Annotated in this window: 13 protein-coding genes; 10 read left to right on the top strand and 3 right to left on the bottom strand. The window is 37.4% G+C overall.

Features of this window, described 5'->3' with window-relative positions; genetic code table 11:
- Window positions 1-49 precede the first annotated feature (49 nt).
- From dapD to RTR43_RS13940, 6 genes are all read left to right on the top strand, one after another.
- Complete coding sequence (dapD, locus tag RTR43_RS13965; protein WP_312472756.1) at window positions 50-760, top strand: 2,3,4,5-tetrahydropyridine-2,6-dicarboxylate N-acetyltransferase; 711 nt, start codon at window positions 50-52, stop codon at window positions 758-760.
- Window positions 761-818: 58 nt separating this feature from the next.
- On the top strand, window positions 819-1,943 hold the full coding sequence (locus RTR43_RS13960) for an N-acetyldiaminopimelate deacetylase (RefSeq protein WP_312472754.1): 1,125 nt from the start codon (window positions 819-821) through the stop codon (window positions 1,941-1,943).
- Between the two features lie 279 nt (window positions 1,944-2,222).
- Window positions 2,223-2,771 carry a peroxiredoxin gene (locus RTR43_RS13955; RefSeq protein ID WP_312472751.1) on the top strand — a complete coding sequence of 183 codons (549 nt, stop codon included), beginning with the start codon at window positions 2,223-2,225 and terminating at the stop codon, window positions 2,769-2,771.
- 66 nt (window positions 2,772-2,837) lie between these two features.
- Window positions 2,838-3,293, top strand: a complete 456-nt coding sequence (locus RTR43_RS13950; protein WP_248736759.1) for a TlpA disulfide reductase family protein — start codon at window positions 2,838-2,840, stop codon at window positions 3,291-3,293.
- Window positions 3,294-3,541: 248 nt separating this feature from the next.
- Window positions 3,542-4,447 carry a DUF4349 domain-containing protein gene (locus tag RTR43_RS13945; protein WP_312472749.1) on the top strand — a complete coding sequence of 302 codons (906 nt, stop codon included), beginning with the start codon at window positions 3,542-3,544 and terminating at the stop codon, window positions 4,445-4,447.
- Window positions 4,448-4,510: 63 nt separating this feature from the next.
- Window positions 4,511-5,194, top strand: a complete 684-nt coding sequence (locus tag RTR43_RS13940) for a potassium channel family protein (protein WP_312472747.1) — start codon at window positions 4,511-4,513, stop codon at window positions 5,192-5,194.
- Window positions 5,195-5,239: 45 nt separating this feature from the next.
- On the opposite strand, the gene rnjA is transcribed toward RTR43_RS13940, so the two are convergent.
- Both rnjA and RTR43_RS13930 read right to left on the bottom strand, forming a co-directional pair.
- Window positions 5,240-6,907, bottom strand: coding sequence for a ribonuclease J1 (rnjA, locus tag RTR43_RS13935; protein WP_312472746.1), 1,668 nt, complete (start codon window positions 6,905-6,907; stop codon window positions 5,240-5,242).
- A gap of 3 nt (window positions 6,908-6,910) precedes the next feature.
- A complete protein-coding gene (locus RTR43_RS13930) occupies window positions 6,911-7,123 on the bottom strand; it encodes a DNA-dependent RNA polymerase subunit epsilon (RefSeq protein ID WP_312472745.1) in 213 nt (70 codons plus the stop codon).
- Between the two features lie 510 nt (window positions 7,124-7,633).
- Here RTR43_RS13930 and RTR43_RS13925 point away from each other — a divergent pair.
- The gene (locus RTR43_RS13925) at window positions 7,634-8,404 is read left to right on the top strand and encodes a Cof-type HAD-IIB family hydrolase (RefSeq protein ID WP_312472743.1); all 771 of its coding nucleotides are present in this window, start codon (window positions 7,634-7,636) and stop codon (window positions 8,402-8,404) included.
- Between the two features lie 182 nt (window positions 8,405-8,586).
- On the opposite strand, the gene def is transcribed toward RTR43_RS13925, so the two are convergent.
- On the bottom strand, window positions 8,587-9,141 hold the full coding sequence (gene def, locus RTR43_RS13920) for a peptide deformylase (protein ID WP_312472741.1): 555 nt from the start codon (window positions 9,139-9,141) through the stop codon (window positions 8,587-8,589).
- Between the two features lie 182 nt (window positions 9,142-9,323).
- On the opposite strand from def, the gene RTR43_RS13915 reads away from it, so the two are divergent.
- The 3 genes from RTR43_RS13915 to RTR43_RS13905 all read left to right on the top strand — a co-directional run bounded on the left by RTR43_RS13915 (window position 9,324) and on the right by RTR43_RS13905 (window position 12,586).
- Window positions 9,324-9,986 (top strand): YkyA family protein, encoded by a 663-nt coding sequence (locus RTR43_RS13915; protein ID WP_312472740.1) that lies wholly within the window; start codon window positions 9,324-9,326, stop codon window positions 9,984-9,986.
- A 503-nt stretch (window positions 9,987-10,489) separates the two neighbouring features.
- Window positions 10,490-11,605, top strand: coding sequence for a pyruvate dehydrogenase (acetyl-transferring) E1 component subunit alpha (gene pdhA / locus RTR43_RS13910; protein ID WP_312472739.1), 1,116 nt, complete (start codon window positions 10,490-10,492; stop codon window positions 11,603-11,605).
- 3 nt (window positions 11,606-11,608) lie between these two features.
- A complete protein-coding gene (locus tag RTR43_RS13905) occupies window positions 11,609-12,586 on the top strand; it encodes an alpha-ketoacid dehydrogenase subunit beta (protein ID WP_312472738.1) in 978 nt (325 codons plus the stop codon).
- The last annotated feature ends 140 nt before the right edge of the window (window positions 12,587-12,726 follow it).

Raw genomic sequence — 12,726 nt, 5'->3', positions numbered from 1 at the left:
GACCAAAGCGCTTCCACTTTTTTTATTACATACATTAGGGGGTTACTATATGAAAATGATGGATGCAAATGAAATTATTTCTTTTATTCAAAATAGTAAAAAATCTACACCGGTAAAGGTATATTTAAAAGGGGATTTAGCGAACATTGATTTTGGAAGTGATTCTAAAGCTTTTATTAATGGTAATACAGGCGTTGTCTTTGGGGAATGGTCTGAAATCAATTCGGCATTGGAAGCGAACAAAGCGAAAATTGAAGATTTTGTGATTGAAGATGATCGCCGTAATTCTGCAATACCTTTATTAGATATTAAACATATTAATGCACGGATCGAACCGGGAGTCATTATTCGTGATCAGGTTGAAATTGGCGATAATGCGGTTATTATGATGGGGGCCGTTATCAATATTGGCGCTGTTATTGGGGAAAAAACAATGATTGATATGGGAGTTGTCCTTGGCGGGAGAGCAACAGTAGGGAAAAACTGTCACATCGGGGCAGGAACCGTTTTAGCAGGTGTAATCGAGCCACCATCAGCAAAACCAGTGGTCATAGAAGATGATGTCCTGATTGGTGCGAACGCAGTTGTTCTTGAGGGAGTAACGGTTGGGACTGGATCTGTTGTTGCTGCAGGAGCTGTAGTAACAAAAGATGTTCCTCCTTTTACAGTCGTTGCAGGAACTCCGGCAAAAAAAATCAAAGATATTGATGAAAAGACGAAATCAAAAACGGAAATTATGCAAGAGCTTCGTCAACTATAATGAAATTTCAGCGTGGAGCTTTCCACGCTTCTTTTATAGCAGAAAAGAGGTATTTTAAATGAATCCATTGATCAAAATTCGTCGTGATCTTCATCAAATTCCAGAACTCGGATTTCAAGAATTTAAGACGCAGGCCTATTTATTAACTTACCTAGAGTCTTTGCCGCAGGAACGAATGACCATTAAAAAATGGGAAACAGGATTATTTGTTAAGGTTCATGGTAGTAATCCTCAAAAAACAATTGGCTACAGAACTGACATTGATGGCCTGCCAATTAGCGAAGAAACAGAATTACCATTTACCTCCACGCATGATTTAAGAATGCATGCCTGTGGCCATGATTTCCACATGAGCATCGCTCTTGGGGTGCTGACCTATTTTGCTCGACATCAAATCAACGACGACCTCTTATTTGTTTTTCAACCTGCTGAGGAAGGACCTGGCGGGGCTGAACCAATGTTGGAATCTGAAGAAATGCAAGAATGGAAGCCGGATTTGATTCTTGCCTTACATATCGCACCTGAGTATCCAGTTGGTACCATCGCATTAAAAGAAGGTTTATTATTTGCTAATACCTCTGAATTGTTTATTGACCTTAAAGGCAAAGGAGGACATGCTGCCTATCCTCACCAGACGAATGATATGGTGGTCGCTGCCTGCACACTCGTCAATCAGCTGCAAACCATCATTTCAAGGAACGTTGACCCATTAGATAGTGCCGTAATAACAATCGGCAAAATTACTGGGGGAACAGTTCAAAATATTATTGCTGAAAAGGCAAGACTTGAAGGAACGATTCGGACATTATCTCCGGAATCTATGAAGAAGGTCAAGCATCGCATTGAAGCGCTAGTAAAAGGAATTGAGACAGGGTATGAATGTGAAGCAGTTATTGACTACGGTTCTATGTATCACCAGGTTTATAATAATGAGTCGATTACAAGGGAGTTTATCGATTATATTCAAAAGGAAACAGATGTATGTGTGATAAAATGCAAGGAAGCCATGACGGGAGAGGATTTTGGATATATGCTTGAAGAGATTCCAGGTCTTATGTTTTGGCTTGGTGTCGAATCCCCATTTGGTTTACACCATGCAAAACTAAATCCAAATGAAGATGCAATTGACGTGGCTGTAAAGGTAATTGCAAGCTATATTAGTTTTAAAGGGAATCAGATATAGAGGAGGGACAAGGCATTTTATTTTATTCTGCTGTAGAATCATGTTAAAATTAAGAAGAATAAAAGGAATATTGTTACATATCGAAAGTTTATTATCGAACGAAAAGGGCAAAACTTATTAAGGGAAAATCTTGATTATAATTAATAATAAGTATTTATTTAAATTAATTATAATTTAATATTGACTAAAAATAAGATTAGTCCTATAATGAGAAGTGTCAAAAGGATAGCGATTGAGAATTGCTATCAAAACTCATCTAATTTATTGGAGGGATTTGAAATGCCAGAACGTATGGTAGGTAAGCAAGCGCCACGCTTTGAAATGGATGCTGTAATGCCAAATAAAGAATTTAAAAAAGTAAGCCTTGAAGAAAATATGAAAAACGATAAATGGACAGTATTGTTCTTCTATCCAATGGACTTTACCTTTGTATGTCCAACTGAAATTACAGCGATGTCCGATCGTTATGAAGAGTTTGATGATCTTGACGCAGTTGTGATTGGTGCTTCAACTGACACTATTCATACTCACCTTGCATGGATCAAAACTGACCGTAAGGAAAACGGACTTGGCGATTTAAATTACCCATTAGCAGCTGATACTAACCATGTAGTTGCACGTGATTATGGTGTCTTAATTGAAGAAGAGGGTATTGCACTTCGTGGTTTATTCATCATTAGCCCAGAAGGTGAAATGATGTACTCTGTTGTTAACCACAACAACATTGGCCGTGACGTAGATGAAACTTTACGTGTGCTTCAAGCATTGCAAACTGGCGGCCTTTGCCCAGCAAACTGGAAGCCAGGACAAGCTACATTAAACGTGTAATTTAACCAAACATGATAGACCTAACCTTTCTAAGAGTTAGGTCTATTTTAAAATAGGGGGTTTAACATGAAGTTACGTGAACCAATGCCTGAGCTAACCGGTGCCACGGAATGGCTGAACGGTGAAGTTACCAGAGATGATTTAATCGGAGAAAAACCAACCTTGATTCATTTTTGGTCGATTAGCTGTCATTTATGTAAAGAAGCCATGCCCCAGGTCAATCAATTCCGTGATGATTTCAAGGAAAAATTAAATGTCGTTGCCGTTCATATGCCGCGATCTGAAAATGACTTGAATTTGGAAGAAATTAAGCAAGTGGCCGCTGAACATGGAATAACTCAACCGATTTTTGTCGATAGTGATCATAAATTAACAGAAGTCTTTGAAAATCAATATGTTCCAGCGTACTATGTTTTTGACCGCGAAGGCAAGCTCCGTCATTTTCAAGCAGGCGGAAGCGGTATGAAGATGCTTGAGAAACGTGTCAATCGGGTTTTAGATGAAATAGAAAAGACACAATAAGAAAATTAGTCTGAAGCTGTTCGTTGTTCTCAACGGACAGCTTTTTTGGTTGATTGGAAAACTCTTCTAATAGGATTTGTGCAGCTCCGCAAATGTCTTCACTCTTTGGGAGTAATATTTGTAAATAATGGAAATGGTCTAGAAAAATAATTGTTTTCCTGTAACCTTGCCTCCAGTTAATCGTCGGTAATAGTAAAGATGAATTTCAACGCATATCATTACTAATAGAGAATAAGGGGTGTCGTAAGTTGAAAAAACTAAAGAGATGGTTACCTATTTATCTTATTGCCGTGGTAGTTTGGTTAGCTGGTTGCAGTGCAATTAGTGAAGATAAGAGTGCAAAGATGAATGAAGGAAGTATGGATTCAGCAAAGTCTGGTAGTAGTGAGAAATCCTCTATTTCCGCGGATAAGAAAGATATGGCTAATAAAACAACAGGATTTGAAAAATTGGAAGTAACGAACAAAATGGTGATTTATCAAGCTGACTTACAGTTGAGAGTTAAGAAATTTAATCAAACTGTACAAAATTTGGAAGAAAAGGCGCTGAAATTCGGTGGCTATATTGCCGAATCCAATGTGACAAAAGAGGGCAAGGAGCAGGTAAGCGGTCGAATTACTATTAGAATACCGCAAAAGCATTTTCAGGAATTTTTGCATGATGCAGAAGGGCAAGCTGCAGAGGTGCTGCAGAGGAACATCACTGGACAGGATGTAACCGAGGAATATGTTGATCTTGATTCACGTTTAAAATCAAAAAGGGTCGTAGAGGAACGGCTTCTGTCCTTTATGAAGGGAGCTGCCAAAACAGAGGATTTATTAAAAATTTCCGCAGATTTAGCCGCTGTTCAAGAGGAGATTGAGACGATTGAAGGTAAGATGAAATTTTTAGAGAATCAAACAGCACTTTCCACTGTTACCATCACTCTTTATGAAAATAAGGTTGTAGTTCCGAATATTGATAAGGATAAACTAAATACATGGGAAAAAACGAAAAAACAATTTATGAAAAGTACCAATCTGTTATTATCCGGATTATCAGGCTTAGTTGTTTTTCTGATCGGAAATCTGCCCATATTATTGATTTTAGTGATTATTTCCATTTTGAGCTTTCTTTTTTATAAAAAAAGGAAGGCTCAAAATAGACAGGATTAACTAGTGATTTCACTCTATATATAAAATTGAAAAATGATGCTAAAATGATATTATATTAGATAAATGATATTGCTGGAGGAGTTAGTTGTGAAAAAAAGTTTCGCTGTCATTGGACTTGGCCGCTTCGGTGGAAGTATTTGCCGTACGCTCACTGATGAAGGTATGGAAGTATTAGGTATTGATGTAAATGAAGAACGTGTAAATGAATTCGCTATGATTGCTTCCCATGCGGTTGTTGGTGATACAACGGATGAGAATGTATTGAAAAGCCTTGGTATTCGAAATTTCGATCATGTAATTGTAGCAATTGGTGATGATATTCAATCAAGTATCTTAACCACGCTTATTTTAAAGGAATTAGGGGTTGGGTGTATTACCGCAAAGGCCCAAAATGATTATCATGAAAAAGTGCTGCGGAAAATTGGTGCAGACCATGTTGTTCACCCTGAACGAGATATGGGGAAACGAATTGCAACCAACATGGCGTCGAGTAATGTGGTTGACTATCTAGAGCTTTCTGATGAACATAGTATTGTGGAAATTGTTGCAAATGGAAAACTTAGCGGACACACGATAATGGATATGGATATTCGTAAGAAATATGGTTTGAACATTGTTGCCATTAAAAGAGGAGAAGAAATCATTGTCTCCCCTCAAGCAAAAGAAACTATTTATGTTAATGATGTATTAATAGTAATTGGAAATGATTCTGATATTGATCGGTTTGAAAGAAAGGTCTTAGAATAATGAAAAAAAGCGGAAGAACCTTAATCAGGTCTTCCGCTTTTCTTTTTATACTTCCATAATGATAGGTAAAATCATTGGTCTACGCTTTGTTTTTTCGTAAAGGAATGGTGCTAATGTGTCAGTGATTTCATTTTTAATTTCAGACCACTGACTTGTTTTCCGCTCCATAACCTTATTTAAGTGTTTGGTGATTAGATTTTGGGCATCGTTGATTAAATCACCGGATTCCCTCATATAGACAAATCCCCGTGATATTAGGTCTGGACCGGAGGCGATTTTAAATTCCTTCATATTAATGCTGACAACTACAACAACTAAGCCTTCTTCAGAAAGGATTCTGCGGTCGCGTAGGACGATATTTCCAATATCACCAACACCACTGCCATCGATATAAACTGAACCAGAAGGGATCTTTCCAGCAACCTGGGCCGTATCATCTGAGAGTGCTAATACTTCACCATTGTCCATAATAAAGCAATTTTCTTCTTCTACTCCACAATCGACTGCAAGCTTGGCGTGCATCCTTTGCATCCGGTATTCACCATGGATTGGCATAAAGAACTTCGGCTTAATTAAACGCAGCATTAGCTTTTGCTCTTCTTGTCCGCCGTGCCCGGAAGTATGGATATTGCTTAGTTTACCGTGAATGACTTCTGCACCAGCTCGATACAGCATATTAATTGTTCTGTTGACACTAATCGTGTTACCTGGAATAGGTGAGGATGAAAATACCACCGTATCTCCAGGGATTATCTGAATTTGCCTGTGTGTGCCATTTGCAATTCTTGAAAGAGCTGCCATCGCTTCCCCTTGGCTTCCAGTACAAAGAATCGTGACTTTATCTGCAGGCAAGCGATTAATTTGGTTGGCTTCAATAAATGTTTCCTTTGTCGCATTAATATAACCTAATTCAAGGCCAATATTGATAGCAGCTTCCATGCTTCGGCCAAAAACGGCTACTTTTCTACCATAAACAACAGCTGCCTCTACTACTTGCTGAAGTCTGTGGATATTAGAAGCAAATGTGGCAAAAATAATTCGACCATCTACCTTGCGGAAAATATCATCTATGCTTTCGCCAACACGTCGTTCGGACATGGTGAACTCTGGAATTTCGCTATTTGTACTATCTGAAAGTAAGCACAAAACACCTTCTTTTCCGATTTCAGCCATTTTGGTTAAATTGGCAGGTTCACCTACAGGAGTAAAATCAAATTTAAAATCACCTGTATGGACAATTTGCCCTGGTGGGGTTTTTACCACAATCCCGTAGGAATCAGGAATACTGTGGGTGGTTCGGAAAAAAGTAACCGATGTTTTGCGGAATTTAATTACATCGTCTTCTTTTATTTCAATTAGTTTTGCATTCCGTAATAAACCATGTTCTTCTAGTTTATTTTTAATTAATCCTAGGGCAAGTTTACCGCCATAGATTGGAATATTAACCTCGCGTAATAAATAAGGAATTCCGCCAATGTGATCTTCATGTCCGTGGGTCACAAATAAGCCTTTTATTTTATCTTCATTTTTCACGAGGTAAGTGTAATCAGGAATCACATAATCGATCCCTAATAGTTCATCTTCAGGGAACTTTATCCCGGCATCGATTAAAATGATTTCATCCTGGAATTGAACTGCATACGTGTTTTTGCCGATTTCACCTAAACCGCCTAGAGCAAAAACCGCAGTTTGATCATTTTTTACAAATTTCATAAATTATCCAATCTCCAATACTTTATAGTCTTCATTTTGTTGTTCATATTCTAAATAGGCTCCTTTAACTTCTCGAACAAATTCGACATTAAACCCGTAATCAGCAATTTTCGAGCGGACATCTCTTACTGATTCTCCTTCTATAAAGAGGGTTTTAGTGTTTTCTCTAACTGGAACTTGCTTGATGCTTTCCTGATAATATACCTTAAATATCATGATAATTTCGCTCCTAACTAATTCATAACTTTTTCTATTATATAAAACATTTTCATCTTTTTCATTTATTTTCTTTAAAAGCCCTTCAATAAATAAGAAAAGTATGTAAAAAGTGCCGCTGGTTAACAATTTACAATAACGAATGAGCCCTTCGCAAGTTTGAAGGGCCCTTAAAAATATTTAGGCAATGGATTTTTTTCGCAGTAATTCTTTCCACTGTTTTAAGAGCTTCTTCCTGAGCTTCTTTAACATAGTGGATCATCTCCTTACCTCTTATTTTATACGAACCTTGTCCAATGTAAAGCTACCAATGGCAGATAATTGAAATTTTTTTATCAAAGAGAGTCTTTTTTCTATTATTATATGATGAAAATGCTGATTATTTCATGGTTAATCATGGAATTTAGGTGACCGATAAAGAAATTGACATTTATTATAGTAAGGTTTAGTCTTTTTTAAAGAGAATGGACATTGAGCTGCATGGATTTACTGAAAGGAGCTTTATTAAGAATGAAAAAAATAGTCTTTTTTGACATAGACGGTACATTGCTTGATCATGAAAAAAGTCTTCCAGCAAGTACGAAAAAAGCAATCAAGTTATTAAAGGAAAACGGTGTATTTGTTGCGATTGCCACCGGCAGAGCGCCGTTTATGTTTGAGAGTTTACGCGAAGAACTTGAAATTGATTCTTTCGTAAGCTTTAATGGACAATTCGTCGTTTTTGAAAATGAAGTAATATATGAAAATCCTTTAAATGAAATTGCATTAAATAAACTTTTTCAGAATGCTAAGGTAAATAATCACCCAGTTGTTTTCATGAACGAAAAAACGATGAAGGCAAGTGTTGAGCACCACTCTTTTATTGAAACCAGTTTGGGTAGTTTAAATTTTTTACATCCAGAGAAAGATGCCTCTTTTTATCTCAATCGAAAAATGTACCAGTCGCTGCTATTTTGTAAAGAAGGGGAGGAAGAGAACTATTTTGCAGACTTCCCACAATTTAATTTCATTAGATGGCATACCTATTCTGTCGATGTTTTACCAAAAGGCGGATCGAAAGCGGAAGGTATTAAAAAAATGATTGAACGGTTAGGTTTTCAATTGAAGGATGTCTATGCCTTTGGGGATGGTTTGAATGACTTGGAAATGCTGGAAGCAGTTGGAACGGGTGTTTCCATGGGAAATGGTGTCCCTGAAGCGAAAGAGCTTGCCGATTTTATTACAAATGATGTTTCTGAGAATGGTATCTGGAACGGTCTTAAAAAATTGCAGCTGATCTAAGGTCCAACTACCAATCAGTGGGGGTTTTCTTATCCCTCTGATTGGCAATTGCACCAATTAGGCTATTTCGGGCAGTTGCACTATAAATTACGCTTAATGTTAAAGCTAACCCATGAATTGTGGTTTATACTGCCCGTTAATGCGTGATAAAAAGGAAGCTAAAGCTTAGAGCCGATGCTTTTCTATCTTTCAATGACAGTGGCGCCTTCAATCGGTAATAATGGATCATGTTTATCAATGTGGTCATAAAACATTACTCCATTCAAATGATCGATTTCATGCTGAAAGCAAATCGCTGGTAGACCTTTTAACCGAAGTTTAACTTCTTCACCCGCTAAATTAATCCCTTTGACAGTTACCCTAGCATGTCTCGGGACAAAGCCTGGAATGGCTTCATCCACTGAGAGACAGCCTTCACCTGACTGTAAATATGCCTTTTCAACAGAATGACTAATAATTTTAGGGTTAAATAACGCATAGCTATAAAGGATTCCTTTATCGTCCGTAAGATGAATAGCAATCATCCGTTTAGAAATATTTATTTGCGGTGCAGCTAATCCGATTCCTGGACGCAGGCCATATTGGGAAGCGATTTCGTTATTCTGGCTATTAATTACGTATTCTATAAGGCTGGATAGTGTCTGTTTATCCTCTTCTGATGGCGGCATAGCGACTTCAGTAGCCACTTTTCTAAGTGTGGGATGGCCATCTCTAATGATATCCTCCATCGTTAACATGAACCTTCACTCCTGTGTTTCATATAATTATTTACATTCATTAGTCTATCAAACAATAGATAAAATGTTAATCGTTGATTGTGGTTGGAACATCCAAAATCTGCACGCTTTTGGCACAGTATATTGTCAAACAACCTAAGTACCGATATAGTAAGAAGTGGTAGTAGTTAGGAGGTTGAAAAGTGTTATATTTTGAAAAAAAACGATTTGTTATATTTTTTATTGCTATTATTTTCATCTTATCAGGGTGCGCTGCTAAAAAGACACATGTTGAAAAGATTTATGATGTATTAGAGAATGTTGTAAAAAAGGAAAAGACTTTTGAGGAGCAGCAGAACCCTCTTGTTACCTTAGAAAAGAAAGAAAAAGAACTATATGACCAGATTATTGGGCTTGGTATGAAAGAATATGACCAAATAGTCAAGATTTCAGATGAAGCACTCCAGTTAACTGAAAAAAGAAAAGAACATATGGAAAAAGAAACAAATAGTCTCAAGGAATCTGAGAAGGAATTTAAGAAAGTGGCGGACATAAAAGAAAAAATTACTGACACTAAGCTTTCCAAATCAACAAATGAATTATATGATATTATGATGCAAAGATATCAAGCGCATGAAGTCCTGTACAAGGAATATTCAGTAGCCTTAACATATGATAAAGAATTATACCGGATGTTCAAGAATAAGAACCTTTCCCTAGATGAACTTGAAGCACAAATAAACAAACTAAATGGAACGTATAAAAAGGTTTATGCGGCAAATGAAAACTTTAATAAGCTTACAGAACAATACAACGAAAAGAAGCTGTTATTTTATAAAATGGCAGGTTTAAAATTGAATAAATAAGTATCTAACAATAGGAATCGGCTGAAAACAGCCGATTTTTTCTATATTATAACAAGTGACAAATTGGTGAAATTGTATATAACAGATATTGTATTAGAGTGATACAGATAAGGATTTTACATATATTGTTTTTAATATGATTGTATTGAAAAATTATAGTACGTAGTATTTGACGAGTGAAAATGAATGGTGTAAACTCATAAATGAGTTAAAAAAGTTGTATCATTGATGTTACATAAAATAATGATACAGAATAAGATATTGGTAGAATGAAGACTCTTTTTGTTTTATCTTGTCTTTTCTGTGAAAAAACTATTGTTTAGAACTTTGAAGACCTAGGCGGACACAATCCTATGTAATATCACAAGCTTTTTCAAAAAACAACGATAAAAAGAAGATGGCTAATCCAATCAAGCTTTTATTCGAAAGTTTTTTGGGTAATCTAACAAGGTGAATTAATATCTTAAAATTTAGCCCTGAATCGAAAGGAAGAGGTGACCAATATGACTTCTAAAACTAAGAACGCCAAGATTGATGTCAAAAAAGCACTCGATGTAGTAGAAGATCAATTTCAAACGCTTCAAATTTTAAATGAAGATGGCGAAGTTGTAAACGAAGCAGCAATGCCGGATTTAACAGATGAGCAGCTTCAAGAATTAATGCGCCGTATGGTATATACAAGAATTCTTGACCAACGTTCCATTTCTTTAAATCGCCAAGGAAGATTAGGTTTCTATGCTCCAACAGCTGGGCAAGAAGCATCACAGTTAGCATCTCAATTCGCACTTGAAAAAGAGGATTTCATTTTGCCGGGTTACCGTGATGTGCCACAAATTGTTTGGCATGGATTGCCCTTATACCAAGCATTTTTATGGTCAAGAGGACATTTGGAAGGTGGACAGATTCCTGAAGGAGTCAACGTAGCTATTCCTCAAATCATCATTGGTGCTCAATACGTTCAAACTGCTGGTGTGGCACTTGGAATGAAAAAACGCGGAGCAAAATCCGTTGCTATCACCTACACAGGAGACGGTGGAACTTCTCAAGGGGATTTCTATGAAGGAATTAACTTTGCAGGTGCATTCAATGCACCAGCTATCTTTATTATTCAAAACAACCGTTTTGCTATTTCAACTCCTGTTGATAAACAATCTGCAGCGAAGACGCTTGCTCAAAAGGCAGTCGCAGCCGGAATCCCAGGTATCGTAGTTGACGGTATGGATCCATTAGCTGTTTATGCGGCAACTCGTGATGCCCGTGAGCGTGCGATTAATGGTGAAGGACCTACACTGATTGAAACCTTAACATACCGTTATGGTCCACATACAATGGCTGGAGATGACCCAACTCGTTACCGTACAGCTGACCTTGATAATGAGTGGGAAAAGAAAGATCCGCTAGTTCGTTTCCGGAAATTCCTTGAAACGAAAGGTCTCTGGAGCGAGGACAAAGAAAATGAAGTAATCGAAAAAGCGAAGGAAGATATTAAAGAGGCCATTAAAAAGGCGGACGGTGCACCTAAACAAAAGGTTACTGATTTAATGTCCATTATGTTTGAAGAAATGCCTCATAACTTAAAAGAGCAATATGAAATATATAAAGAAAAGGAGTCGAAGTAAGCCATGGCTCAAATGACGATGATTCAAGCAATTACTGATGCATTGCGTACGGAATTGCGTAATGACCCGAATGTATTAGTTTTCGGAGAAGATGTGGGCGTAAACGGTGGTGTATTCCGTGCAACAGAAGGTTTGCAAAACGAATTTGGCGAAGATCGTGTCTTTGACACACCACTTGCTGAATCAGGAATCGGCGGTTTAGCTGTAGGTCTTAGTTTACAAGGCTTCCGTCCAGTTCCAGAAATTCAATTCTTCGGTTTTGTATATGAAGTTATGGATTCCATTTCTGGTCAAGCAGCTCGACTTCGTTATCGTACAGGAGGCAAATTCAATGCTCCTGTAACATTTCGTTCACCATTTGGAGGCGGCGTACATACACCTGATATGCACGCGGACAGCTTAGAAGGTCTTATGGCTCAACAACCTGGTGTAAAGGTTGTTATTCCATCAACTCCATATGATGCTAAAGGGCTTCTCATTTCATCAATCCGCGACAATGATCCGGTAATTTTCCTTGAGCATATGAAGTTATACCGTTCTTTCCGTCAAGAAGTTCCTGAAGGGGAATACACCATTCCACTAGGAAAAGCGGAAGTGAAACGTGAAGGGACCGATATATCAATTGTTACTTATGGTGCAATGGTTCACGAGTCATTGAAAGCAGCAGAAGAACTAGAGAAAGAAGGGTATTCTGCTGAAGTAATTGACTTACGTACAGTAAGTCCGATTGATATTGAAACCATAATTGCCTCTGTTGAAAAAACAGGTCGTGCAATTGTTGTTCAAGAAGCGCAAAAACAAGCTGGTATTGCGGCAAACGTTGTAGCTGAAATTAACGATCGTGCAATTTTAAACTTAGAAGCACCAGTATTGCGTGTGGCAGCACCAGATACAATATTTGCTTTCCCACAAGCTGAATCTGTTTGGTTACCAAATTATAAAGATGTAATTGAAACAGCTAAAAAAGTTTTAACGTTCTAAGAGACTTGGGAAATAGTTTATACTGTTTCCCTCTTGCTCATAAATAATGGAAGAACCAGATGGAAAAAATAGGAGGATGAGTTTCAGTGTCATTTCAATTTAAAATGCCTGATATCGGTGAAGGAATTCACGAGGGCGAA

The organism is Neobacillus sp., assembly GCF_031988165.1.
GTDB lineage: Bacteria > Bacillota > Bacilli > Bacillales > Cytobacillaceae > Neobacillus > Neobacillus rhizosphaerae.
The sequence above is the reverse complement of the archived record's forward strand: the minus strand, read 5'-3'. Positions and strand labels throughout refer to the sequence as shown.